Genomic DNA, 25,187 nt, shown 5'->3' on the forward strand with positions numbered 1-25,187 from the left:
CCAAATGGTCACCAAGGGGTGAGCGGCCTCGTGCTGACACAACCTCTTTCGATGAGAGAGCAGTTCCGTCATGACCCCTGAGCCCCTCAGTCCCGACAACACCACCGTCGTCCTTGTCGACTACGCCGTCGGTTTCGCCAACCTGCTGCGGTCCCACCCCCTTGCCGAGCACCTCAACAACGTCGTCGGACTGGCCAAGACGGCGAAGTGGTACGGGAGTGGCCTGGTCGTGACCAACGGCGAGTCCAGCAAGCCGTCCGGTCCGCTTTACCCGGAGCTGCTGGAGGCCATCGGTGACCAGCCGGTCATCGAGAGGGCAGTCGACTTCAACTCCTTCCTCGACGAGTCGTTCGCCCAGGCGGTCCGGGCGGAGGGCCGGCAGAACCTGGTGATCGGCGGCGTCGCCACCGACGGGTGCGTGCTGCAAACCGTGCTGGGCGGCCTGCGCGAGGGCTACCGCGTGCACGTCGTCGTCGATGCCTCTGGAAGCCCCTCACCGGAGGCCCACAATGCTGCGGTGCAGCGCATGATCCAGGCCGGTGCGGTGCCGGTGACCTGGTTCTCCGTTGCGGCCGAGTTCCAGCTCGACCCCAAGTTCCACGACGCCCCGCACCGCATGCGCCTGATGCAGGAGAACATGCCGGCCATGGCCATGGGCGCCCGCGCCTTCGTCAACGGTGTCGATCAGGGGAAGCGCGCCGCCACGACTGCCTGAGTCCCTTGCGAGGGGCGGGCATCATCCCCGCTCCTCGCCCGCTCCGGGCCTTCCGGAAGGGGCCCGCGTCCACAAGTTCGCGACGCCCCCAGCTCGTCCGCCTCCACCGCGTACGCCGCCTCCGGAGCAAGGTCCCCGAAGATGCGCTCCAGGCCGGCCGGCGCCCGCAGCGCGGCCGGCGGCGCGTCACACATCAGGGCGGCGACTTGCTGCTCCACCCGCGCCAGCAAACCCTCCAACTCCTCGGGGAGCGGCACGGTGCGGCCCCGCACCTCCTCGATGTGCCGCTCCCCGTCCTGGCACGGACCCGTGGTGTCGATGCCACGGGGATCATCGGTCATCTCCGCCTCACGACCGGGCAGCGCATCTCGCCTCGCCACCCACACGCGCACGAGCCGCGCAGATACGCGGCCAGTGGCGCTCCCAACGTCCCGTCGTAGATCCACCAATGGGAGACGGCCTCGCAGTCTCCGGCACCGCTCCCGGCATCGAAATAGACAGGCTTGGGCTCACTCCCATCAGCCAACAGCGCCACCGGCACCTTCGTGCGAGGCCCCCAACTCCTTGTCCGTCCAGCTCATTTGTCCTCCGCGTCACTATGTGTCGCTCTCGCTAGCCGTACACCTGCCCTCCGACGCCCGATCACGGCCCGAGGATCCCCGAGCCCGGAGATCAGTGACCGGCAAACTCACGAACCCGTGACCCCTCGACGCACCGAAGCCGCCTGCCGCCGCGGGACCGCCTGGGACAGGCGTTCCACCGGCCCGCAGAAGTCCACCGCGTCGAGCTCCTCGCCCGCGAAGAAGCGCAGCAGGAGCTCTGCCGTCTCCTCGGGCCGTTCCACGACGAGCAGGTGGTCGGCGTCCCGGACGGTGGTGAACAGGGCGCCGGGGAAGGAGGCCGCGCACTCCCGGACGACGGCGGGCGGCGTGGTCCGGTCGTGTTCCCCGGTGAAGGCCAGGGCGGGCCCGGTGAACCCGGAGCCGGGCGCCCGCAGCGCCGGCATGCTGCGCTCCAGGGCGACGAGGTAGCGGGAGGCGTTGAGCGGGGCGGCCTCCCGCAGTGTCTTGTCGACGAGGAAACGGGCGGCCTCCCGGCCCCGTACGACCACGTCCTGATCGCCGCATAGCGTCGTGGCGACGACCTGGTCCACGAACTCGTCGTAGCGCTCCTCGCGCAGCAGTTCCACCTGCGCCGCCACTTTGTCGCCGGCGTCGGGCCCGAAGGTGACGGCGGTCCCGACCAGGCCCAGGCGCCGCACCCGCCCGGGGTGCCGGTGGGCGAACTCGTAGGCGACGGCGCCGCCGTAGGAGACGCCGACCAGGTCCACGCGGTCGACGCCCACGTGGTCCAGGAGGTGGGCGAGGCAGTCGGCAAGGCAGGGGAAGTCCGCCTCCGTGAGGGCCTCGCCGGTACCGTCGGTCCCGGGCAGGTCGGTCATGACGACGGGTCCGCCGCCGCGCAGCAGCTGTTCGAGGCGGGGCAGGGCGTACATGTCCTGGAAGACGCCGCCGGCCACCAGGACGGGGACGGTGCCGGGGGAGAGGTCGCCGACGACGCGGTAGCTGTACTGCGCGCCACCGTAGGTGACGTGCACGGCGTCGCCCGTGCCCCGGTCGTCGAGGAGCGCGGCGACGGAGGCGGCCGTACGACAGCGCAGCACCCGGGCCCAGGAGATCTGACGGCCGGTCCGCTCCTCCAGGCGGGTGTGCATCCGGGCCAGCCGCGGAGAGTCGCCGCCCAGGGCGAAGAAGTCGTCCTGGACGCCGATGTCCCGCAGCCCGAGGATCTCCCGCCACACCGCGAGGACGTCCTCCTCGGCGCCGGTGGCGGGGGCAGCGGCGGGTGACAGGCGGCCCACGGCGACCGTGCACGGTACCGGAACGCCGTGCCGGTCGGTCACGCGGACCCGTTCCAGCAGCGGGGCTGCCGTCCGCGCGTGCTCCGGGTCGGGGGTGCGGGCGACCACGCCGTGCACCGGGCGGGACGCGGCGGCGAGGTGGGAGCGGACGTACCGGCCGTCCGGGTCGACACCGGCGAGGACACAGGGCTCGGCCAGAGCGGCGCACACCCGCAGCGACGTCAGCGCCTGGGCGGCCTCCATCGGCGGATATCCGAGATCGGCGCCCAGGCCCTCGGAGGCCGGGCCCCGGCTGACACCGCGCTCCTGCCAGATGCCCCAGGCGATGCTCCGGCAGTCCAGGCCCCGCGCCCGCCGGTCGGCGGCGAAGGCGTCGAGCGCGGAGTTGGCGGCGGCGTAGGCGGCCTGTCCTGGCGCGCCGAACCTGCCGTACGCCGAGGAGAACACCACGAGTGAAGCGCCGGGCCGCTCGCTGGCGAGCGCGGCGAGGGTGTGGGCGCCGGCCAGCTTGGCGGCGACCGCTGCCGCGAGCCGGGCCGCGTCCACGTCGGGGAGGGCGGCCTCCTCCATGTGGCAGGCGAGGTGGAAGAAGCCGTCGGCCGGCGCCCCCCACCGCGCCTCCGCCTCCTCCACCGCCTCCCGGAGCCGCGCCGGGTCGGTGACGTCGGCCCGCGCGTACCGCACCCGCCCGGCGTCCGGGCGGGGCGCCGCCGAGCGCCCCAGCAGCAGGACGTGGGCGTCCCGGTCCGTGGCCAGGTGCTCGGCGAGGACGGCGGCGACGCCTCCGCCCCCGCCGGTCAGCACGTACCGGCCGCCGCGCACCGCGTCCGCCACCGGCACGGCCGTGCCCGGCGCAGGCGCATGCGCGGGCGCGAGCCGCGAGACCAGCCGTACCCCGCCGCGGTAGGCGGTACGGGGCTCACCGCACTCGGCGTCCAGTTCCGCCAGCACGTGACCGGCGGCCTCCGGGTCACCGGGCTCGACGTCCAGGCAGCGCACCCTCAGCCACGGCTGCTCATGCGCGGCGCTCGCCGCCAGGCCGTGGACCCCGGCACGGGCGGCGCAGACCCGCTCAGCCGCGGTGACCTGCTCGGCGGCGGCGGTCACGACCAGCACGGAAACGGCCGGTCCGGGGGCAAGCGCGCCGGCGAGTGCGGGCAGCCAGGTCAGGCCCTCGACGTGGGCGTCCACCAGCTCCTGCCCCGTCGCGTACCGGGGGCGCCGCCCGGCCAGGCGGGCGTGCACCACCTGCGCCGGGCGCAGCCCGCGCTCCGTCAACTGGGCGGTGAGCCGCCCCACTTGGGCGGCGTCACCGGTGTCCAGGACGAACTCGTCGTCCGCCACGACAGCGAACCGGGCGCCGTGCCGCACCAGGACGGCTCGTCGGCCCCCTTCCCGTACCGCCGCCGCGACCTGCCCGCCGAGCCCGGGGCCGGTCCGCACGGCGGGCCCTTCGCCCCCGCCTGCACCTGCACCTTCCCCCTCGCCATCGCCCTTGCTCCCGTCCTCGCTCTCGCTCCCGCCGATCACCAGGACAGGACCGGTGGGCGGCACCACCTCCGCTGGGGGCGGGAGCGCCGCCGGCGTCCACCGGGGCGTCAGGAACCACGCCGGCACCGTGGGACGTTCCTCGTCCAGCGTGCGCGCGAACCGTTCGGCCAGCTCCTTGCGCCGGATCTTCCCCAGCTCCGTCTTCGGCACCTCCTCGGGCCGGACGAAGACCACGAAGTCGGGGCGCGGCCCGAACGCCCGCAGCACGGTACGCGCGATCCGCTCCCTCGCCGCCGCCTCGTCAGCGCCCGGCGCCAGGACCGCGAAGAGCGCCAGCTTGTCGGAGGCGTAGTGCGGCAGCCGCAGGGGGCAGGCCGCCGTGTACGAGCGCCGTACGCAGTCCAGCTCCTCCACCACGGCCTCGATCTCGTGGCCGTGGTGGGTGACGCCGTTGACGATGACGGTGTCCCGCAGCCGGCCCGTCAGGGTCAGCCGTCCGCCCCGCAGCAGAGCGCGGTCACCGGTGTCGAACCAGCCGTCGGCCGTGAACGCCGCCCGGTTCGCCGCCGCGTTCTCGAAATACCCCGAGGTGACCTGGGCGCCGCGGACCTGCAACAGGCCCTCGGTCCCCTCCGGCACGACCCGGCCCTCCCCGTCGACGACCCGCAGGCGCAGCCCGGCCACCGGCCGCCCCAGGTCGGTACCGGCGCCGTCACCGGCGCCGTCAGTGGCGCCGTCACTCCCGTCGGGGGCGGCGTCCCCGGGCCCGGTGCCGCCCGGGAACCGGGCGTAGGTCACCCCCGACGAGGTCTCCGACATGCCCCATGCCGGCCACACGGCGTCCCCGGCCAGGCCGTGCGGCGCGAGCAGCCGCAGGAAGGCCCGCACGGTGCGCGCCGCGACCGCCTCGCCGCCGTTCAGCAGCCCGCGCACCCGCGACAGGTCCCAGGAGCGGTCCTCGCGCCGGGTCAGCTCCTCCACGACGAGGCCGAAGGCGAAGTTCGGTGCCCAGCTCACGGTGGCGCCGAACCGCTCCAGCAGGTCCAGCCAGCGCAGCGGATCGCCCAGGATCAGACGCGTCGGCGCGAACACCTCCGCGCACCCCGCCATCAGGTCCTTGAGGTGTGTCATCGCGATGCTGCCGCCGTGCTCCAGCGGCATCCAGTGCAGGGTGGTGTCGTCCGCCGTGTACGCGAGTGCGTCCAGCGTGCCGGCGGCCTCGGCGACGAGGGCGCGATGGGTCAACTCGACGAGTTTGGGCGTTCCCGTGCTGCCGGAGGTGCACAGCCGCAGCGCGACCGCCTCCGGCGGTACCGCGGCCGCCCGCGCCGCGGGCAGCTCCCGGCACTCCTCGGGCGTCACCGTCCGCAGCCCCGGCCACGCCAGCTCCGTCAGCTCGCGCCGGTCGGCCTCCTCGACCAGCACCGCCGGCCGGTGCAGGGCCTGCCAGACGTCGTGCACGCGGTCGAGCCCGGGGGCGTCCGCCGCGTACGCCTCGGGCCGTGCGACCGGGGCCGCCACGAACCCGCCCAGGAGACACCCCCACAGACCGGTCAGGAACGCCCGGCTGGACGGCAGTTGCAGCAGAACGCCGTCGCCCGGCGACACCCCTGCCCGGCGCAGCCCGCCGGTCACCCGCAAGGCGTCGGCCAGCAGCTGCGCACAGCTCTGCACCTCCTCAGCGGCCCCGGTCAGATGCGTGATCGTCTGCTCCGGCCGCAGGGCCGCCGCCCGGCGCAGGACGTCCCCCGCAGACCCGGGCAGACCGGGCGGCGGCGGGCCGCCGTCCGCCAGCGACGGCGGAGCCGACGCGGACGCCGCCCCGTCGCCCGCGACGCGGTCCCCGGGCGCGGCCCTCCTGCCCTCCTTCTCCGGAACGGCCCGTGGCGGTACGCCGGTCACGGCATCCGGTGCGAGGGGCAGCTGACCCAGCGGCTCGCGCACCGCGCCCCGGCCCACCGACAGCACACCGGGTCCGACCAGGCGGTCGGCCGTCCGCTGCCAGGCGCCGAGCAGATCGTCGTCCAGCACCGCGACCGGGGGCCGCTCCCGTCCCCGCACGGCCTCCAGGGCGCCGACCACGCACAGGGCGACCCGGCCCGGCTCGCCGCCCGTCAGCTCCGCCTCCAAGGCGGCCAGGTCCAGCGGGCCCCGCACCACGAGGTGGACGATGGCGCGGGCACCCCGCACGCCGGATCCGGCGAAGACCTCGCAGTCCTGCACGGAGCCGTGCGCCATTGCCCTGGCCCTGACTCCGGCCAGAAAACGCCGCTCGGCCGACAGATCGTCTGTACGTGACACGCCTACCCCCGACTCGAAGAAGGACGAGCGCCCGGCAGCCACGGTCTTCGGGCGTCTCGCGCAGACCCGATCAGGGTGGCGTCCTCCTCTTGCTCGACGCGCCGGGCGGGAACCTCTGCGGCCGGCCAAACCACCCGATGAGGTGAACGGGGGGCTGACAGGCAGGGCTCCCTTCACCTCGCCCAGGCCCTCAGCCCCGTGTCAGCCTCAGCCTCCCGGTACGGGTCCGCCCCCAACAGCACCCCACTGTGGGTCTCCGACGTCGAACCCGGCTCGACAACGGCCACGGCGCCGCGGCCTTCGTCTCGGGACCGGCCCTCGCGGCCCACCGGCGGTGCCGACCGGTCTCCCGCCGGCACCGCCTTCTGGCGTCCTTCTGGCGTCGTCGAAGGTCATGCGCGGCCCGGGCCGCCGTCGGCGCTCCTGCCGGTGCGGTAGCGCGGTGTCCGTACCCGCCTGGAGGTGTACCGCGTCTCACGTCGGCCCTTGGACGGTGGTGCGGCCGGGGCGAGCGGCCCCGGGCCGGCCGCCGTGGCACGCGGGTGGCCGGTCAGCATGCGCTGGAATCCGGCCGGCAGCTCGTGTGGCGGGACGTGCTTGCGCCGTCCTGCCAGCAGGCTGCGCAGCAGGGCAGCTCGCTCGCCCGTACCGGTCGGCCACGGTGATACGTCTCCGTCGTCGTGTCCGGCCGCGTGCTGGTCCGCGCCGTCGGCGAGCAGCGTCTGGTGGAGCTGCCGCAGACCCGCCGCGGGGGCGATACCGAGTTCCTCGCTGAGCAGGCGTCGGCATCTCTCGTACTCCCGCAGCGCCTCGGCCGAGCGCCCGCAGCGCTGGAGGGCCAGGATGAGCTGTTTCCAGAAGTGTTCCTGCAACGGATCGCACGCCAGGGCCTGACGGAGCCGCGGCACGTAGGCGCCCGGATCGCCGCCGCAGAGTCCGTCGAGGCTGAGTGCGACGCGCCGGTGCAGCGCGCGCCGCCTCTCCTCCTCCAGCAGCGGTACCGCGCCCAGCATCAGCTCCGGAGCGTCCACGTTCGCCAGCAGCGGCCCCCGCCACAGTTCCAGTGCGGAGTCCAACGTGCGGCTCTCCCCGTGGGTGTCTCCCGCGGCGCGCAGTTCCGAGGCGTGTCCCAGCCGTGCCCGGAACTCGGTGGCGTCGACAGCCACGCGGGTACCACTCAGGGCGTAGCCTCCCCGCCCGCCCTCGATGAGGGATGTGCCGTCCCGGCCGCTTCCCTGGGTCGGGTCCAGGGTCTGGCGCAGGCGTTTGATGTAACTGCGGATCGTCGCCCGTGGAGCCGTCGGCAGCTCGGTGCCCCATAAATACTCTGCGAGGTCCAGGACCGGCAGGGTGCGTCCGTGGTGCAGCGCCAAAGAGGCGAGCGCGATGCTCAGCTTTCCCGTCGGTATCTTCAGATGTCGTCCTCCGGACGTCACATCGAGTGCGCCCAGCAGGCGCACGGTGATTTCCATGTCATTTCCCCCATCTTTTCTGGGCACGGCACGCCAGGCTTTTCGATGGTCAATGCCTGGGCCCGGACGGCTCACCCGGTACGCCACCGCGCGGCTGCGCCACACACGGGAGTGCGGGCACAGTCCCCCGTTCCCGGGGCGCGGCGGGTTCCAAGGGGCTGAGTCTGCTGTTCTGCTGTTCTGCTGTGAGGATTCCACCGTCGGACGTTGTTGTGCAGCCGTTCTTCCGCGCAACAACACACATCGCGGTGGCTGTGCGGGACGCAACGGATCTGCTACGGAAGTGCCACGGGCTCCCTGGAAGCTGAAGTCTCCCCGCAACAGCCGCTGTCGTACCGGCCCGCCGGTAAGCCAAGGCCCCGGACGGCAGGCGGCATGTCATTCCCGAGCGAAAAGGGAGCACTGGGATGAAGATGTCCGCGAGTCGCACTGCGGTGATCGTCGAGGAGCACGGGAAGACAGGTCGGAGGGCTGGTGCATCCGCCAGGTCCGGCGCCGTGGCGCCGGAGACCGGGAGGGCGCCTGGTGGCATCGCATGAGTGAAATGGCGCACGAGAATGCGGCCTTCTCCAGTTTCCCCCGACGAAACCGGCCAGCCGTTCTTGCCGTGGCCGACGGGGCCCGAAGCGTCATCGGCGTCTTCCTGCTGGACGACCACGCGCTGTTCCGCGCGGGAGTCCGCGCGGCGGTCGAGGGAAGCCGGGACATGCGGATCGCGGGAGAGGCTGCCACGGGGAGAGAGGCGCTCGACGCATTCCGCTTCGGCCTCCGTCGGGGACCGGACGTGATTCTCGCGGATCCGGCCGCTGTGGGGATTCCCATGGCCGAATTCATCGGCCGGGCGGCAGAACTATTGGCCCCTCGCCCGGTGAGGGTGCTCATCGTCTCCACGGCCGACTCCGACGCGGAGGTCGTCAGGGCGGTCCGGTCCGGTGTGCACGGGGTCCTCGGGAAGTCCGCCGACCGCGATGAACTGATGCGCGCGATACGCACGGTGACGGGCGGGGGAGCGGTCTTCGGGCCGGGAGCGGCGGAGTGTTTGCGGCGCTGCTTCACCACGGTCGGCGACGTTCGGGGGCCCGGGGCATTCCCGGAACTCACCCCGCGCGAGCACGAGGTGCTCGACCTGCTGGCGCGGGGCTTGCCGAACCGCGATATCGCACGCCGTCTCTTCCTTTCGGAAAAGACGGTGCGCAACCACGTGTCCCACATCTTCGCCAAACTCGATGTGAAGGACAGGTCGGCCGCGACGGCCCGTGCCCGTGCGGCCGGTACGGGAGCCGGAAGCCCCGGCTGAACGCGAGCCGGCTCGCTCGGAGGGCTACGAGCGGTGGTAGTCCAGCAGACGGGTGTCGGTGCCCTCTACGCCGCCCGGCAGCCAGGAGGCCGCCATCCGCGCCACGACGTCTCGGGGCTGCGGCGGGTTGACGGTCCTGGTGTCGGGCTTCGCGGTCATCTGGAGGCCCCAGGCGAATCCGTTGAGGGGGATGAAGGAGGTCCAGAAACGGCGGTCGATTCCCAGCAGTACGTTCGCGTAGCTGTAGGCGTGCCAGGTGTGATAGCTGAGCGGCGGGTCACCGTCCATCGTGTGCACCTCGGATTCCACCGGTGCCCGGCGCGGGTCGAAGAGCACGCCCTGTGCGAAGTACGACATCGTCGCGAATACGCCGCGCGGGTCCTTCCGGTAGTACGTCTCGAACACGCCGACCTGTGCGGACGACAGCACCTGGAGCGCGTCTCGTACGGGGCGGAGAAAAGTGGCGAAGGAAGCCGGATAGCCGGAACTCCGGGACAGCTCGGTCCACGCGTCGCGCACGCCCTTCAGCGGATTCCCGCCTACGTGCGCGCCGATGGCCTCGTATGCCGCTGCGATCTCCGGCGACTGCTGGAAGTAGGTGACCTCGTCGAACTGGTACCAGAAATCATTGGCACGCCGGTCGCCCAGCATTCCCGGAACGTCGGGAAACTCCGGATCCCCCTGCCGGGTCTGCCGACGCTGACTCTCCGCTGCCCACGACGGCCCGCTCAGCACCGTGGCCGCCATCCCCGCGGCTCCGGCGATTCCGAGAGCGCCCCGCAGAAGCGCCCTCCGGCCATGCGGAACTCCGGAATCCCATACCGGTTCCTGTTTCATGTCCTGTTTCATGGATGGCCTCCCCCTTTTTCTCGGCTCCTGCCATCTTCATGTACTGGCAGTGCGTCATGCACTGTGCCGGTGCGGCGCTTTCCCTGTCCATGTCCCGGGACAGCTTCGGGACATTTATGGGACCGCGTGACCCATGCGTTCGGGACCGCGGGTTTCTTAGGTTTCGTGATGTCCGGTGGGGTGCCCGGTGAGGGCTCGGTTCCTGCCGGGACATCAGAGATCACCGAAGACGAAGGATGGTCATCATGACGGAAGAGACCGTGTCGTACGAGACGCCCGCGCTGGTCGAGGTCGGTGACTTCGCGGAGCTGACCCTTTCCCGCGGTACCTGGGGCTGGGACGACCTGAACCAGTGCTGGTTCCTGGGCTGCTGAACTGGCGCATCAGGCGCGGGGGCCGGACGGCACGCCACCTGGCCCCCGCACATCCACCGTGTGATGAAAGAAGAGGTGAAGACGATGGAAGCGCAGCTGTCGTATGAGACGCCCGCGCTGGTCGAGGTCGGTGACTTCAGGGACCGCACGTTGGGGCAGGGCACCTGGGGCTGGGAACTGGACTTTACCTGCTGGTTCTACGACTGCTGACACTCCTCCAGGGCTGAGGTGCCGGGTGAAGCATTTCACCCGGCACCCGCATTCTTGTTCCGGGCGGCCCTCATCAAGAGCGGAGAAACCATGCAATTCTTTGTTCTGCCCGATTCCCAGGACGCCACTGCCGTCTTGGAGGGAATCCCTTTCGTGCAGCGCGAACGGAGCCTGCACCATGCCTCGGGCCGTCCGTGGATCGTCGGTTCGTGGCACGACGACGAGGTGGTCCTCGGCGCGTACGGCAGCAGCCGCATCGCGCTGTTCGGCTCCACCCTGACGACAACCTCGGCTCTCGACCGGGCGCTCGCCCAGGCCCGTGGGCCGGAGCGGCTCGACACGCTCGCCCGGTCCGTACCGGGGAGCTTCCATCTGATCGCGTCCGTCGACGGCGTGACGCGGGTCCAGGGTTCCCTCTCGGGAACGCACGAGGTGTTCTGGACGACGGTCGGCGGTACGTCACTGGCCGCTGACCGGCCGGATATCCTCGCTGAGCTGACGGCCGGTGCCATCGACGACATCGGCATGCTGGGCCACTTCATGTCACAGCCCCCCTGGCCGCTGAACGAACGGACGCTCTGGCAGAACGTCACATGCCTGGGGCTGGGGGAGTACGTACGTCTCGCCCCCGACGGCACGGCCCGGCCGCTCCGCTGGTGGGCCCCGCCCGACGACGAGGTGCCGCTCACCGAGGCGGCGGAGAGGGTCAAGGCCACTCTGCTGAACGCCGCCGCCGCACGAGCCGCTTCCGGAGCGCTGCTCGCGTGCGACCTCTCCGGCGGTATGGATTCCACAAGCCTTGCCTTCACCCTGCGGCACATCGATACGCACAGCCGCATCGTGACCGTCTGTCATGACGCCGAGGACGCCGCCAACGACGATGCCAAGTGGGCGGTGCGTGCGGGGGCCTGGCTGGCCAACAGCGAGCCACTGGTCATCGAAGCGACGGAGTGCCCGGCGTCGTTCGCCGATCAGCTCAGCCTGGACGACGACCTCGAAGCGCCGTACGCCTGGTCCAGGACGAAGTCCCGCATCGCCCATACGGCGGAGCAACTGGCGGAGCGTGGAGCGTCGCTCCAGCTCACCGGGCACGGCGGTGACGAACTGTTCTCCCCCGCGCCATCCGCGTACCACACCCTCCCCCGGCGCCATCCGCTGCGCTCGATCCCGCACATGAGGGCCGCACGCAGCATGTTCCGCTGGCCCTTGGGCGCGATGACCCGCAACATCCTGCACAACCCCGGCTACGGGGACTGGCTCAGGGCTGCCGCGCGAGAGCTGACCACGGAAGAAGGCGGCCCCCGTCAGCCTGTCACCGGCTGGGGCGGGTATCCCCGACTTCCCGTCTGGGTCACGACGGACGCGGTGCACGCCTGCGCCGCGATGCTCCGTTCCGCCGCTGGAGAGACGGAGCCGTACTCGTACGACCCCACACAGCACCAAATACTGCACGGCGTCCGCCAGTGCGGCAGCCAGCTCCGGCTCACCAACCGGCGCACCCTGCGCCACGGAGTGGGGTACGACGCGCCCTACCTCGACGGGCAGGTCGTCGAAGCGGCACTCTCCTCACGGCTCATCGACCGGTTCAGCGCGGCTCGCGCCAAACCCGTCCTCGCCGAGGCCATGCGGGGCACCGTTCCCGACGCGATACTCGGCCGCACCACCAAGGGCGAGTTCAGCGCCGACGTGTACGCCGGGGTGCGGCGGCACAAGCGCGAACTCCTCGAACTCTGCGACGGCATGCTCCTCGCCGAGCGCGGACTGGTCGACGAGCCGGCGGTCCGCGCGGTGCTGACGGCACCGCATCCGATGTCCAGGACCTTCATTCCCATGGTGCACACCCTCGCCTGCGAATCGTGGCTGCGCTCGGTGGAGGCCGCGCGCGCCGAGCGGCGGCGGAGCACGGAAGGAGCCCGCGCCTCATGACGCACGAAGTGACGTACACACTCCCGCCCGACGTGATCGCGACCGCGACCGAGGACGGCATGGTGCTGCTCCAGGTGACGACGGGGCGCTACTGGATGCTCAACGGTGTCGGCGCCGTCGTGGTCCAGCTCCTCATGGAGAGCAAGGCCGTTCCCGCCATCGTGGAGGAGCTGAGCACCCGCTTCGGCGAGGATCCTGAGAGGGTCGCCGCCGATGTACGGGCGCTGCTCGAACAGCTCGCCGACGCCCGGCTGGTGACCTCATGAGCTTCCCCGTCGTACCCGAACAGCGCAGCGCCGACGTGCCGTTGCGGCTGCGGACGCTCGCCCGCCTCACCGTGTCCATCGCCTGGCTGCTGATCCGTCTGTCGCCGGGGCGGCAGCGCCGTGTGCTGAGTGCGGTGGCCCGCCGGGCGCGCCCCGCCGCGTACGGGCAGGCGCTGGACTGCCGCCAGGCCGTGGTGACCGTCAGCCGCAAGTGTGCGGGCCTGGGGTGTCTCCAGCGTTCCGTGGCAACCGTACTGCTGTGCCGGATGCACGGCACATGGCCCGAGTGGTGCACCGGTGTGCGCACCGAACCGTTCCGGGCGCACGCCTGGGTCGAGGCGGAGGGCCGTCCCGTGGGCGAGAGCGAGGACATTCTGCTCTTCCACAAGATGCTGCATGTTCCCGCACCCGCACCCGCACCCGCATCCGCCACCACCGGAAACCGGAGGCCGTCATGACCCCGTGCAACGACATCAGGTTCGGGCTCCTGCTGACCACCGCCCGTCGGGAGGGCCAGGACGAGAGCGAGGTCTTCGCGCGTACGCTGCGGCTCGCCCGGCACGCGGAGGACCTCGGCCTCGACGACCTGTGGGTGACCGAGCACCACTTCAACCCCGCCGCGGTCGGCTCCTCGGCGCTCACCCTCGCCGCTCATCTGCTGGGTGCCACCTCCCGTATCCACGTGGGAACGGCTGTCACGGTCCTCTCACTGCACGAGCCGGTGCACGTGGCGGAGCAGACGAACCTGCTCGACCACCTCTCGTCGGGACGGTTCACCCTCGGGGTAGGACGTGGTGTGCCGGGCGCCGAGCACGACGTCATGGGCCGGGGGCTGGACGCCTGGCGCGCGGGGGTCGCCGAGCCCCTGGACCGCCTGCTGGCCGCGCTGCGCGGTACGGTGCCCGACACTCCCGGCGTCTCTGCCGACGACGGACCGGCGTTACGCTTGGTCCCCGCTGCCAGGACGCGGCCGCACCCGCCCGTGTACGTGGCGGCGGGCTCACCGGCGTCGCTCACCGTGGCCGCCGAACGCGGGCTGCCGGTGATGCTGTTCTTCGACAAGGACCCCGACGCCAAGGCCGAGATGCGCGCGCTCTACGAGCGCGCGGCACAGGAGGCGGGCGGCCCGCCCGTACCGTCGCACGGTCACCGTCATGCCTTCGCCGTCTTCGCGCAGGTCACCGGGACGGAGCGGGAGACGGCACAACTGATGCGCGCCCAGGCGGAGTTCACGGCGTCGCTCAACAAGCGCCCGGGCGAGCCCTCCGCCACGCCGGAGGACGTGGCCCGTATCACGGACAAGCTCCTGACCACCCAGCCGGTGGGATCTCCCGGGACATGTGTCGACCGGTTGCTGCACCACATCTCGGCCTCGGGCTGCGGCCGTGTGATGTGTCAGGTCGAGTCGGCGGGGGACACCGCATCCGTTCTGCGGAGCCTGGAACGGCTCGCTACCGAGGTCTTCCCCGTCGTACGGCAGTGGGCCGGGACGGTTCCGGCCGGGGCCGGGGCCGGGGCCGGTGTCTGAGCCCGTGTCCCCCACTGCCTCCGCGTCCCCCGCGTCCCTCTCCCTCCGGGAGACCTTCCGGGTGCTGCTGGAGCACGTGCGTCAGGTCCGTGGCCGACTGATCCTCGGCGCGCTGCTGGGGCTGGCGGGCGCCGCGGCGATGCTCGGTCAGCCGCTCGCGGCCAAGGCCCTCATCGACCGCCTCCAGCATCAGGACGGCCTCACCGGCGCGCTCGCACTGCTCACCGTGCTGGTCCTGCTGGGCGCCGCGCTCAAGGCGTGGGGGCAGTATCTGCTGGCGCACACGGCGGAGTCCGTGGTCCGCGGCGCGCGGCGGCGGCTCGTCGCGCGGCTGCTGCGTCTGAAGGTGTCCGAACTCGACCGCAGCGAGCCCGGCGACCTGATGGCACGGGTCACCTCGGACACCACGCTGCTGCGCCAGATCACCACGCAGTCCGTCGTCTCCGCCACCATCAGCGTGCTCGGCCTCGCCGGGGTGCTGGTGATGATGGGGATGCTCGACGTGGTGCTGCTGGGCGTCAGCGTCTGCGTCGCGGCGATGGTGAGCGGGGTGGTGGTCACGGCCTTGCCGCGCATCTCCGCCGCCACCGCGCGTGCGCAGTCCTCGGTCGGTGACATGGGTGCCGTTCTCGAACGGGCCCTGGGCGCCCTGCGCACCGTCAAGGCGTCGGGCGCCGAGGAGCGGGAGACGGCCGTCGTGCACCGTGCGGTGGACGAGGCATGGCGTGGCGGGGTGGCGGCGGCGAAGTGGCAGTCGCTCATGGGAACGTCCGCCGGGCTGACCGTCCAGCTCTCGTTCCTCACGGTGCTGGCCGTCGGGGGAGCGCGGGTCGCCTCCGGTGCCATCGACGTGGCGACCCTGGTGGCGTTCCTGCTGTTCCTCTTCTACCTGATGGACCCGATCTCCCAACTCATCCAGGCGGTGGGCCAGTTCCATGTCTCGGCGGCGGCCGTCGCACGGCTGCGGGAGGCCGAGCGGCTGGAAGTCGACCCACTGGACGCCCCCGCCCCCGCCCCCGCCCTCGCTCCCGCCTCCGCCCCCGCACGGCGGTCGCGGCCGTCGCGCCCGCCAGGGGAGTCGGCGCCGCCGGTGTCGGTGCTCAGGAAGCCGGGCACCCCCGCCACCGTCGTCTTCGAAAACGTCGTCTTCCGCTACCGTCCCGGACTCCCCGACGTCCACCGGGGCGTCGACTTCGCCGCGGTCCCCGGCGGCATGACCGCGCTGGTCGGCCCGTCGGGAGCCGGAAAGACCACGCTCTTCACGCTGCTGGAGAGGTTCTACGAGCCCACCTCGGGCCGCGTCCTCCTGGACGGTGCCGATGTCAGGGACCGTCCGCTCGCCGACCTCAGGGCCGCGCTCGGGTACATCGAGCAGGACGCCCCCGTGCTCTCCGGCACACTCCGCGACAACCTGCTGTTCGCGGCGCCCGATGCCGACGAGCGACGGCTGGAGGACGTCCTGGTACGCACGCGTCTCACCGGGCTGGTCCGTGGCCTGCCCCAGGGGCTGGACACCCCGGTCGGCCACCGAGGCGTCAGGCTGTCCGGAGGCGAGCGACAACGCGTCGCCATCGCGCGTGCCCTGCTGCGCGCCCCGCGTGTCCTGCTGCTGGACGAGGCCACGTCGCAGCTCGACGCCGCCAACGAGCACGCCCTGCGTGAGGTCATCGCGGATGTGGCCCGGGAGACGACGGTCCTGGTCGTCGCCCACCGGCTGTCCACGGTCACCATGGCCGACCGCATCGTGGTGCTGGAGTCCGGCCGGGTCCGCGCCATCGGCACCCACGGCGAACTGGTCACCACGGACCGGCTGTACGGCGAACTCGCGGCCACCCAACTGCTCACTTCCCGGCCCGCGTGAGCCCCCCGATGAGCGTCCAGCCGGTTCGCCGGGCGGACCGAGGAAGCTATCGAGGCAGCTTCTTTCCACTCCGGCTTCCGCATCGCCTCGGTGAAATCGTCGCAACGGTCCGTGCAGGGCACACCTGGGAAAACCGGGCGACAGCAGGATGGGCGCGTCCGAGGTCCGGCTCGTGCCGGCCGCCGTTGCCAACGGCGATCCGATGTGCGACGTTGGAGTGGAGCCCGGAAACAGGGCTTCCGGACGAGGGGTGCCGTACCCGGTGTGCGACAAGACGGCCCGTACGGAGGCTGTCATGTCGTGGCTCGTTCTCGCCCTCTCAGGTGTGCTGGAAGCCGTGTGGGCGACGGCCCTGGGCAAGTCCGAGGGCTTCAGCAGGCTCGTCCCGTCCCTGATCTTCGCCCTCGCCCTGGCCGGAAGCATGGGCGGCCTGGCCTACGCGATGCGGGACCTTCCCGTCGGCACCGCCTACGCGGTGTGGGTGGGCATCGGGGCTGTGCTCACCGTCCTCTATGCCATGCTCACCGGCGGTGAGTCGGTGAACACCTTGAAGGTCGTCTTCCTGGTGCTGATCGTCGGCAGCGTGATCGGCCTCAAGGCCGCTCACTGAGGGTGATCGCGCAGCGGGCCGCGCCGCCCTGGCGGGCCCTGACACCACTCGACGGCGCCGAAGACACCGTGTCTCCCGCACCGGAGCAGGCCCCGTGACCCCGGTCTGACGCAGGGTCAGGACTGGTCCAGGGCCCGTTCGATGGCGCGTCGGGCCCGGTCCGCCGCCGTCCGGTCGTGCTGGAGCTGCATGGCCGCGTTCAGCGCCAGTCCGGCGGCGACGATCTCGAACAGTGCCTGGTCGACGTCGAACCCGGCAGGCAGCTCGCGGTTGTCCACCGCCGCGGCCAGGTCGGTGCGCAACTGTTCCCGCCAGCGCGACCACACCTCGGCCACCGCGTCGCGGACCCGGCCGGGGCGGCCGTCGTACTCGGTGAGAGCCGCGGTCATCAGGCAGCCGCCGGGCAGCAGCGGTGCCTCCAGATAGCCCACGGAGTTGGCGCACACCGCGCGCAGCCGCCGCAGTCCCGGCGGCTCGGCCAGTGCGGGTTCGACCACCCGGTGCCAGAAGTCGACGAAGGCCTTGTCCAGGGTGGAGATCTGGAGCGTCTCCTTGGTGCCGAAGTGCTTGTGCACCCCGGACTTGCTCATCTCCAGCTCCTCGGCGAGCCGGCCGATGGTGATGCCCTCCAGTCCTTCCTCGGAGGCGATCTCGGCGGCACGGCCGAGGATCCGGCCCCTGGTGGCCTGTGCTTCGGCTGCTGAGCGTCGTGGTGACATGCGACAAGAATAGCGTACGGTCGTTCGCTATTGATTTAGCGAACGTCCGTACGCTAAGTTCCGTGGCACCCACCGGAACGAAGGAGCACGAGATGCGGGTACGACGACTGGGCTGGGCCGGAGTGGAGATCGAGGCGGGCGGCGGTACGCGGCTGGTGATCGACTACGTGCGGGACCTCTCACCGCTGTTCACGGGCTGGAAGCCGGGCGAGGGACTGGCGGCGCCGAGCGGAAAGGCCACCGCCGCACTCGTCACCCACCTGCACCGGGACCACACCGACGCGTCCGCGCTCGCGGACGCGCTGACACCGGGGGCGCCGGTGCTGCGACCCGCGCCGGGCCACGGCGACGACGTGGACAACGTGACGACACTGCTCGCCGAACGCGAACTGGTCCAGCACCGGCTGGCGGCCGAGACCGTCGACGCCTGGTCCACCCGCCAGCTCGGGCCCTTCCGCGTCACCGCGGTCCCCGCCGTCGACGGGCTGGGCGACCCGCAGCTCAACTGGGTGGTCCAGGCCGAAGGGCAGCGGGTCTTCCACGGCGGCGACACGATGTTCCACGGCTACTGGTGGCTCGTCGCGCGCCGGTTCAGCCCCTTCGACGCGGTGTTCCTGCCCGCCAACGGCGCGGTGGTCGACGCGCCGCACCTCCAGCCGCCGAGCCCGCTGCCCGCCGCGCTGGACCCGAGGCAGGCAGCGGCGGCGGCGGAGATACTCGACGCCCGGTACGCGGTGCCGATGCACTACGAGTCGGAGCAGCCGGACAAGATCGCGGGCTATGTCGAGGTCTCCGACCCGGAGAAGGAGTTCCGCGCACACGCCGGGCGGCGCGCACATGTGCTGGCCGTCGGGCAATGGCTGGACCTGGCCACATGACGGGGGAGGGGCCGCTGGAGCCGCGCCCCCACGCGCGGCCCGCCCACCACCCCGGCCCGACCGCACCCCCTAGTGCCACGCCCCCGACAGGCGCCGGGTGACGACCGCGCTGAGCGTGCGCACGCCCCGCGTCGAGCAGGGGTCGATGCCGGTGAGTTCCCGCACCCGGCGGAGGCGGTAGTCCAGGGTGCGGGTGTGGACGTTGAGGGCGGCCGACGCGGCGCCGCGCTGCATGTCGTGGCGGTAGTACGTGTCGAGGGTGACGAGCAGGTCAGGGCCCGAGTCCAGCCGTCGGGCCACGTCGCGCAGCCACGCGTCGACGAACGGCACGTCCGCGACGGCGAGTTCGACGAACACGTCGGCCAGGGTGTGCGGCCGGAGCCGCGCTGACGCCCGTCGCAGCGGGGCCGCCCGGCTGATCCGACGGGCCCGGTCGAGCGCTTCGGCCAGCTCGGGCGGCCTGGCGGTGGCGGTGCCGACCGCGCAGGGCCGGCCGAGGGCATGGGCGAAGTCCCGTACGAGTTCCGGCAAGTGGTCGGGGACGAGATCGGGCATGAGGTCAGTGGTGGCGTGGCACGGTACGTTTTCCGCTTCCGCCGTGCCGGAAATCAGGGGGACAAGGGCGATCAGCTCGCCGCTCCCTTCGCCGTCCTCCGGGCTCCACATGACAGGCGTCTGGTGGTTCTTCACCAGTGTCTCGATCTCGTTTTCCAGAAAACGATCAACGGCGGGGCGGTCCGGAATCCGGAACACCGTCACCGCCCAGTAATCCGGCAGTTCCATGCCGACGGCCAGGGCGAGTTCCCACGCTATGGGATCTCCGTTCAGCAGTGATCGGGTCAACAGGGCGATCTGCTCGGCATACCGCATCCGGCGGCGCAGAACCCGCACGTATCCCTGGCGGTAGGCGGCGATGCCCCGTTCGCCCTGCGGGGCGAACCAGTTCATCATGTTCATGAGTTCCTCGACGCCGCCGCCGCGCTGGGCCTCCGTCGCCTCGTTGATCTCGCGCAGCATGAGCGCGGTGTGCAGCCCCAGAACCCGTTGCCGTGCGTCGAGTGACATGCCTGCCCCGGCCCGCAGCTCTCCCATCGAGGCGATGTAGCCGAGATCCGCGCCGGTCAGCGCGGTGTTGTCCGGGGACAGCTCGACGGTCCTGTGCCGGAACCACATCGAGTGCTCCAGCGTCTCGGCCCGCGCCCTGGGGTCCTTGTCCAGGAACTCGAACTCCGGGATCTCACGCGTGTACGTCTCGACCTCTCGGCGGGCGTTGGCCGACGCCTGCCGGGTCAGTTCGGCGAAGAGGCTCCCCATGGATGCGAGCATGTCATTCCGGACGAACCGGCCGACAGGCGAGATCCGGACGGTGTTCACACTCTGCGCAAATCGACGGCAAGCATATCGGCCAGACTTTTGTCACAGCGCGCAAATTTGCCGGAACGCCGCGTTCCCGTCACCTCTTCCGCTTGTGGGGGAGCCGTGAAGCGGCCTTAATGAGAATCGCGTGCGCGCCCGTGGGAGAACACCTCGGCAGTCATTCCGAACGCGACTTCCGGCAATCAATGTGCGCGTGCGTACGGGAATTCTCAGCCGGGCGCCGCACAATGGCGCCCGCTCAAAGGGGAGGGATGTTCCGATGAAGGCAGGCAAGAGAAAGAGAATCATGGCGGCGGTCGCGGTCCTGGCCACGTCGACGGCGCTCATGCTCGGCACGCCGGGCACCGGTTCGGCCGCACCCGCCGCCACCCCCAGCCTCCGTGCGTACGGGATCAGCGGCGACGGCACCCTGATGGCGGCGTTCTGGACCGACAATCCGAAGGTCCTCAACTGGGTCAGGGCCGTCGAAGGTCTCAGCGGCGATACGGGCCTGATCGGGATCGATTTCCGTGTGCAGAACGGCCTGATGTACGGCGTCGGCAACAAGGGCGGCATCTACACGATCAAGCTCCCGCAGGGCACCGAGGACGTCGTGGTCACCAAGGTGTCCCAGCTCCAGTACGCGCTGAACGGCACGACGTTCGGCGTCGACTTCAACCCGGCGGCCGACCGGCTCCGCGTGATCAGCGACAACGGCCAGAACCTGCGGCACAACCTCAACGACAACTCGACCATCCAGGACGTGAACCTCACCACCCCGCCGACGGAAGGCACGACCAAGGGCGTCACCGCCGCCGCGTACACGAACAACGACCTCAACCCGGCAACCGCGACCACCCTGGCCGACATCAACACGACCAGTGACCAGGTCGTCCTCCAGTCCCCGGCCAACAACGGCACGCTCGCACCGACCGGCAGTCTCGGCATCGACGCCGGGCTCAACGCGGGCATGGACATCTACAGCACCCTGTCCGGCGGGAAGGCGGTCGACAACGCCGCCTTCGCCTCCCTCACCCCGTACGGCGCCAGCAACCCGTCGCTCTACAGCGTCAACATCTTCACGGGGCAGGCCACCTCCATCGGCCAGTTCCCGCTGAACATCACGGACGTGGCCATCTCCCTCACCGGCACCTGATCCACGCGGTCATGTCTCGCCGCGGTCCGGCCGTCGCCGGACCGCGGCGAGACACCGCTGCGGGCGCACGGTCGCCACCGTAAGAAACCGGTCGAGATACTCACCGGATTCTCACCGGATTCCCACCTGCGCACGGCATCGTTCAGGACATGAGGTGTCACGTGCCTGTCTGTCCGCACTGCGGTCGAGTCCAGTGCATCTGCCGGTCCCGTTCGCGCCGGAAGGGCGCGCCGAGGGCGGCTGGCAGTATGGCCGCATGGTGGAGGGCACGGGCCGACGGCTGCTAGTGGTGGACGATGAACCGGCGATCGTGGACGTCCTGGCGACGTCGCTGCGCTTCCTCGGCTACGAGGTGGACGAGGCCGCAACCGGTCGCGAGGCGCTGGCCTCGGTGCGCGCACACAGACCCGATCTGGTCCTCCTGGACGTGATGCTGCCCGACTTCGACGGGTTCGAGGTCGTACGGAGGCTGCGCGCGAGCGGGGCACGGGTGCCGGTGGTGTTCCTGACGGCGCGGGAGAGCGGCGAGGACGTCGTCGGCGGGCTGGACCTGGGCGCGGACGACTACATCACCAAGCCGTTCCGGCTTGCGGAGGTCGCGGCCCGGGTGCGCGCCGTGCTGCGGCGGACGGACGGCAACGTCGGGCCCGCGGACGGCACGCTGCTGCGCTGCGCGGACCTGGAGATGGACGCCGAGACGTACGAGGTGCGGCGGGCGGGACATGTGGTGGAACTGTCGCCGACGGAGTACCGGCTGCTGCGCCATCTGCTCCTCAACGCCGGGCGCGTACTGACCCGCGAGCAGTTGCTGGAACATGTGTGGGACTACGGCGAGGGCGACACCGCCGTGCTCAAGACCTACATCTCGTATCTGCGCCGGAAGGTGGACTCCCTCGGCCCGCCGCTCATCCACACCCGGCGCGGCATCGGCTACATCCTGCGCACCCCGGAGGGCTGACCGTGCCGGGCCCGGACGACCCGGGCACACGCCGACGGCCGCACCTCCCCCTGCCCCGCTCGCTGCGCGGACGGCTCCTGATCGCACTCCTGGCGCTGGCCGCGACGGTGCTGCTGGCGCTGGACGCCGTCGTCTACTCGGCGCTGCGCGGCTATCTCGTCGACCGCACGGACACCGCGCTGCGCGGTGTGCGGACCCGTGTCGTCAAGCAGGTGCAGCAGGGGCTGCCGCCCGCACAGGGGCTGGGCCCGGACGCGCGGATGCTGGGCACGTCGGAGTACTTCATCGAGATCCGGCGGCCGGGCGGAGCCGTGACACCGCTGGTGACGGGCCTGCGCAACCCGGAGGACCCGCCGCCCGAGCTGCCCGCACCACTGCGGCGGGCGGCGCACGCGCCGGTCACGGTCCCCGCCCTCGACGGAGGCGCCCCGGAGTACCGGCTGCTCGCACATCCCCTGCCGGGGCGGCGCGGCACCCTGGTGATCGCCGTGCCGCTGACCTCCGTCGACGGCACCCTCAGCCGGCTGCTGCTCATCGAGACGGCCGCCACGGCGGGCGGCCTGGCCCTGCTCGGCGGCGCCGGACTGTGGATCGTGCGGCGCGGGCTCAGAGCGCTGGAGTCCATGGCGCGGGACGCCGACGCCATCGCCGCAGGGCAGAGCGCGCGCCGGGTGCGGCCCGCGGACGAGGCGAGCGAGGTGGGACGCCTCGGGCTGGCCCTCAACACCATGCTCGACGGGCAGGAGGCCACCCAGCGGCGGCTGCGGCAGTTCGTCGCCGACGCCTCGCACGAACTGCGCACGCCCGTCACCGTGATCCTCGGCTACGCCGACCTGCATCACCAGGGCGCCCTCGCCGACGCGGGGCAGCGCGGCAAGGCGATGGACGGCATCACCGGAGAGGCACTGCGGATGCGCGGGCTCGTCGACGACCTGCTGCTCCTGGCCCGGCTGGACACGGCCCGTGCCCCGGAGCGCGCGCCCGTCGACGTCGGCGAGGTGGCGCGGGCCGCGGTGGCGGCCGCGCGGGCCGTGGACCCGGGCCGACCGCTCGGGCTGGAGGCGGAGCCGGGCACGGTGGCGGAGGGCGACGGCGAGCACCTGCGGCGGGTGGTGGACAACCTGCTGGCGAACGTGCGGGTGCACACGCCGACGGGCACGGGTGCGCGCGTACGTGTGGGGCGGCGGGACGGCTGGGCGGTGCTGGAGGTGGCGGACGACGGCCCCGGCATCCCCGCCGAGTCGATGCCGAAGGTCTTCGACCGCTTCTACCGCGCCGACCGTTCCCGCAGCGGCGACGGCAGCGGTCTCGGCCTCGCGATCGTCGCGGCGGTGGCGGCGGCACACGGCGGCGGGGTGGAGGTGAACAGCGGGCCCGGGCTGGGCACTTCGGTCTCGGTGCGGGTGCCGCTGGGCGGCTGAGACCGCGCGGTCGGCGCGGTCGCGGGGCGCGGATATTGCCGAGTTCCCATGCCGGGCTCACCGAATTCCCACCCTTCCCTGTGAGCCTGTGCGGATGGAAACGAAGATCAGGACGGCGGGGGAGCGCTTCCGGCGTGGTCCGGGCGGCCGGGCGAGGGCCGGGGTGGCGCTGGCCGTCGTGCTCGCGGTGGTCGCGTGCGGGTTCGCGGCAGAACGGTACGGATGGGCAGGGCTCGGGGGCGCCGGGAGCCCGGACGCGGAGCGGAAGCCCAATGTCGTCATGGTGATGACGGACGATCAGTGGCTGGAGTCCCTGCGCGTGATGGACCGCACGCGCGAGCTGCTCGGGGAGGAGGGTGTGGAGTTCGAGCGGTACTACCCGTCGATGCCACTGTGCTGTCCCTCCCGGTCGACGTACCTCAGCGGCCAGTTCGCGCACAACAACGGTGTGCGGCACAACGGGCCACCGCTGGGCGGATACGCGAATCTCGACGACACGAACACGCTGCCGGTCTGGATGCGGAAGGCCGGATATGCGACCTCGCATATCGGCAAGTACCCGAACGGCTACGGCAAGAAGGATCCGAGGGAGGTGCCGCCCGGCTGGGACGAGTGGCGCGGCTCGGTGGATCCGACGACGTACCGGATGTGGGGGTACCAGCTCAACGAGAACGGCAGGCTCAAGACGTACGGGGACCCGCACGTCGAGGACCCGGACCTCTACCAGACGGATGTGTACCGCGACAAGGCGGCCGATTTCATCAAGCGCAAGTCGGCGGAGGGCAAGCCGTTCTTCCTGGACGTGGCGTTCCTGGCGCCGCACGGGGAGCTGATCGACCGTAAGAAGGACCGGAAGCAGGAGCAGGGCCAGGGCGACGAGGCGGACAGGCCCCAGGTGGGGCCCGCTCCCCGGCCCGCGCCGCGGCACAAGGGCGAGTTCGCCGACGAGCCGCTGCCTGATATGCCCGCGTACGGCGAGGACGACATGTCCGACAAGCCGGGGTTCCTGCGTGACTACCCGGAGCTGGACCAGGAGACCACGGAGGAGATCACCCAGAGCTACCGCGGGCGGCTGGAGGCACTGCTCGCCGTGGACGAGGCCGTCGACAAACTCGTGTCGACGCTGCGCGAGGCGGGACAGCTCGACAACACGTACCTGCTCTTCGCCTCGGACAACGGCTTCTTCTTCGGCCAGCACAACGTGCCCACCGGGAAGTTCCTGCCGCACGAGGCGTCGGGACACGTACCGATGATGATGCGCGGGCCCGGGATCGAGGGCGGCACACCGTCGCGCGAGATGAGCAGCAACGTCGATCTCGCCGCGACGATCGCGGACATCGGCGGAGCCAGGCCGGGGCTCGCGCTCGACGGGCGGTCCCTGCTGCCGTTCGCGCGCGATCCCCGTCGGCACACCGACCGGCCGATCCTGCACGAGGCGGCGGAGGGCGCGCGGCGCGGTGCGGTGGGCACGGACGGCGGCCCGTCGTCGGGTGACGACGCGGCGTCCGGACGGCGGGCAGCCGAGGGTGATCTGGACCAGGACGGCGAGGCCTCGCCCCGCAAGACCCGGAAGCGCAAGCCCAGGCACGGGCAGGTCTACTCCGCCGCGTACGAGTCCATCCGCACGGAGCGGTATCTGTACGTGCGCTACACCAAGGGCGGCAGGGAGCTGTACGACCTCAAGTCCGACCCGTACGAGCTGAGTTCGAGGCACGACGACCCCGCGTACGCGGAGGTGCGGAAGGGGCTGGAGAAGGCGCTGGGGAAGCTCCAGGGGTGTGCGGGCGACGAATGCGGCGCGGACGTGGGGGAGTTGCCCGAACCGGGGTGAGCCGAAGCGGTGAGGTGACGCGGGGTCCGGGGTTCGCCGAGGCGCCCACCCTCGTGGAGTCGCCGACGTCCAGCACCTGGTACCTGTGGGGCGACACCTAGCAGCAC

General features: G+C 71.6%; 21 protein-coding genes and 1 riboswitch. Of the genes, 15 read left to right on the plus strand and 6 right to left on the minus strand.

What is annotated here, in order from left to right; translation table 11 throughout:
* Window positions 1-70: 70 nt before the first annotated feature.
* On the plus strand, window positions 71-715 hold the full coding sequence (locus ACWGJ2_RS01335; protein ID WP_453343831.1) for an isochorismatase family protein: 645 nt from the start codon (window positions 71-73) through the stop codon (window positions 713-715).
* Here the strand turns inward: ACWGJ2_RS01335 and ACWGJ2_RS01340 are convergent.
* The 3 genes from ACWGJ2_RS01340 to ACWGJ2_RS01350 form a co-directional block, all read right to left on the minus strand.
* Complete coding sequence (locus ACWGJ2_RS01340; RefSeq protein ID WP_453343832.1) at window positions 685-1,056, minus strand: hypothetical protein; 372 nt, start codon at window positions 1,054-1,056, stop codon at window positions 685-687. The genes ACWGJ2_RS01335 and ACWGJ2_RS01340 overlap by 31 nt on opposite strands.
* 347 nt (window positions 1,057-1,403) lie before the next feature.
* Window positions 1,404-6,368 (minus strand): alpha/beta fold hydrolase, encoded by a 4,965-nt coding sequence (locus ACWGJ2_RS01345; protein ID WP_453343833.1) that lies wholly within the window; start codon window positions 6,366-6,368, stop codon window positions 1,404-1,406.
* Between the two features lie 392 nt (window positions 6,369-6,760).
* The gene (locus ACWGJ2_RS01350; protein WP_453343834.1) at window positions 6,761-7,840 is read right to left on the minus strand and encodes an AfsR/SARP family transcriptional regulator; all 1,080 of its coding nucleotides are present in this window, start codon (window positions 7,838-7,840) and stop codon (window positions 6,761-6,763) included.
* A 544-nt stretch (window positions 7,841-8,384) separates the two neighbouring features.
* Here ACWGJ2_RS01350 and ACWGJ2_RS01355 point away from each other — a divergent pair.
* Window positions 8,385-9,137 (plus strand): LuxR C-terminal-related transcriptional regulator, encoded by a 753-nt coding sequence (locus ACWGJ2_RS01355; RefSeq protein WP_453343835.1) that lies wholly within the window; start codon window positions 8,385-8,387, stop codon window positions 9,135-9,137.
* 24 nt (window positions 9,138-9,161) lie between these two features.
* On the opposite strand, the gene ACWGJ2_RS01360 is transcribed toward ACWGJ2_RS01355, so the two are convergent.
* Window positions 9,162-9,788: a hypothetical protein gene (locus ACWGJ2_RS01360; protein ID WP_453343836.1), complete on the minus strand. Its 627-nt coding sequence runs from the start codon at window positions 9,786-9,788 to the stop codon at window positions 9,162-9,164.
* 443 nt (window positions 9,789-10,231) lie between these two features.
* Between ACWGJ2_RS01360 and ACWGJ2_RS01365 the strand changes: the two genes are divergently transcribed.
* From ACWGJ2_RS01365 to ACWGJ2_RS01400, 8 genes are all read left to right on the plus strand, one after another.
* Window positions 10,232-10,360, plus strand: a complete 129-nt coding sequence (locus ACWGJ2_RS01365) for a lasso RiPP family leader peptide-containing protein (RefSeq protein ID WP_453343837.1) — start codon at window positions 10,232-10,234, stop codon at window positions 10,358-10,360.
* Window positions 10,361-10,423: 63 nt separating this feature from the next.
* Entirely contained in the window at window positions 10,424-10,570 is a 147-nt protein-coding gene (locus ACWGJ2_RS01370; RefSeq protein WP_453343838.1) for a lasso RiPP family leader peptide-containing protein, read from the plus strand.
* A 153-nt stretch (window positions 10,571-10,723) separates the two neighbouring features.
* Window positions 10,724-12,496 (plus strand): asparagine synthase-related protein, encoded by a 1,773-nt coding sequence (locus ACWGJ2_RS01375; protein ID WP_453343839.1) that lies wholly within the window; start codon window positions 10,724-10,726, stop codon window positions 12,494-12,496.
* Window positions 12,493-12,762 carry a lasso peptide biosynthesis PqqD family chaperone gene (locus tag ACWGJ2_RS01380; protein WP_453343840.1) on the plus strand — a complete coding sequence of 90 codons (270 nt, stop codon included), beginning with the start codon at window positions 12,493-12,495 and terminating at the stop codon, window positions 12,760-12,762. Before ACWGJ2_RS01375 ends, ACWGJ2_RS01380 begins: the two co-directional genes overlap by 4 nt.
* Window positions 12,759-13,220 carry a lasso peptide biosynthesis B2 protein gene (locus tag ACWGJ2_RS01385; protein WP_453343841.1) on the plus strand — a complete coding sequence of 154 codons (462 nt, stop codon included), beginning with the start codon at window positions 12,759-12,761 and terminating at the stop codon, window positions 13,218-13,220. The genes ACWGJ2_RS01380 and ACWGJ2_RS01385 overlap by 4 nt, the downstream gene beginning before the upstream one ends.
* On the plus strand, window positions 13,217-14,290 hold the full coding sequence (locus ACWGJ2_RS01390) for an LLM class flavin-dependent oxidoreductase (RefSeq protein WP_453343842.1): 1,074 nt from the start codon (window positions 13,217-13,219) through the stop codon (window positions 14,288-14,290). The genes ACWGJ2_RS01385 and ACWGJ2_RS01390 overlap by 4 nt, the downstream gene beginning before the upstream one ends.
* 4 nt (window positions 14,291-14,294) lie before the next feature.
* Window positions 14,295-16,151 carry an ABC transporter ATP-binding protein gene (locus tag ACWGJ2_RS01395; RefSeq protein WP_453343843.1) on the plus strand — a complete coding sequence of 619 codons (1,857 nt, stop codon included), beginning with the start codon at window positions 14,295-14,297 and terminating at the stop codon, window positions 16,149-16,151.
* Between the two features lie 217 nt (window positions 16,152-16,368).
* Window positions 16,369-16,435: riboswitch (guanidine-III (ykkC-III) riboswitch) on the plus strand.
* An 11-nt stretch (window positions 16,436-16,446) separates the two neighbouring features.
* Window positions 16,447-16,761, plus strand: a complete 315-nt coding sequence (locus ACWGJ2_RS01400) for a DMT family transporter (RefSeq protein WP_453343844.1) — start codon at window positions 16,447-16,449, stop codon at window positions 16,759-16,761.
* A 116-nt stretch (window positions 16,762-16,877) separates the two neighbouring features.
* On the opposite strand, the gene ACWGJ2_RS01405 is transcribed toward ACWGJ2_RS01400, so the two are convergent.
* A complete protein-coding gene (locus tag ACWGJ2_RS01405) occupies window positions 16,878-17,480 on the minus strand; it encodes a TetR/AcrR family transcriptional regulator (RefSeq protein WP_453343845.1) in 603 nt (200 codons plus the stop codon).
* Window positions 17,481-17,572: 92 nt separating this feature from the next.
* Between ACWGJ2_RS01405 and ACWGJ2_RS01410 the strand changes: the two genes are divergently transcribed.
* Entirely contained in the window at window positions 17,573-18,358 is a 786-nt protein-coding gene (locus ACWGJ2_RS01410) for an MBL fold metallo-hydrolase (RefSeq protein ID WP_453343948.1), read from the plus strand.
* Between the two features lie 69 nt (window positions 18,359-18,427).
* Here the strand turns inward: ACWGJ2_RS01410 and ACWGJ2_RS01415 are convergent, their stop codons facing one another.
* The gene (locus ACWGJ2_RS01415) at window positions 18,428-19,672 is read right to left on the minus strand and encodes a PucR family transcriptional regulator (protein ID WP_453343846.1); all 1,245 of its coding nucleotides are present in this window, start codon (window positions 19,670-19,672) and stop codon (window positions 18,428-18,430) included.
* Window positions 19,673-20,021: 349 nt separating this feature from the next.
* Here ACWGJ2_RS01415 and ACWGJ2_RS01420 point away from each other — a divergent pair, with 349 nt between their 5' ends.
* The 4 genes from ACWGJ2_RS01420 to ACWGJ2_RS01435 all read left to right on the plus strand — a co-directional run bounded on the left by ACWGJ2_RS01420 (window position 20,022) and on the right by ACWGJ2_RS01435 (window position 25,080).
* Window positions 20,022-20,870: a DUF4394 domain-containing protein gene (locus ACWGJ2_RS01420; RefSeq protein WP_453343949.1), complete on the plus strand. Its 849-nt coding sequence runs from the start codon at window positions 20,022-20,024 to the stop codon at window positions 20,868-20,870.
* Between the two features lie 256 nt (window positions 20,871-21,126).
* Window positions 21,127-21,828, plus strand: a complete 702-nt coding sequence (locus tag ACWGJ2_RS01425; RefSeq protein ID WP_453343950.1) for a response regulator transcription factor — start codon at window positions 21,127-21,129, stop codon at window positions 21,826-21,828.
* A gap of 2 nt (window positions 21,829-21,830) precedes the next feature.
* On the plus strand, window positions 21,831-23,249 hold the full coding sequence (locus tag ACWGJ2_RS01430) for a sensor histidine kinase (RefSeq protein ID WP_453343847.1): 1,419 nt from the start codon (window positions 21,831-21,833) through the stop codon (window positions 23,247-23,249).
* Window positions 23,250-23,343: 94 nt separating this feature from the next.
* The gene (locus tag ACWGJ2_RS01435) at window positions 23,344-25,080 is read left to right on the plus strand and encodes a sulfatase family protein (RefSeq protein WP_453343848.1); all 1,737 of its coding nucleotides are present in this window, start codon (window positions 23,344-23,346) and stop codon (window positions 25,078-25,080) included.
* Window positions 25,081-25,187 lie beyond the last annotated feature (107 nt).

The organism is Streptomyces sp. NPDC054796, from assembly GCF_053611545.1.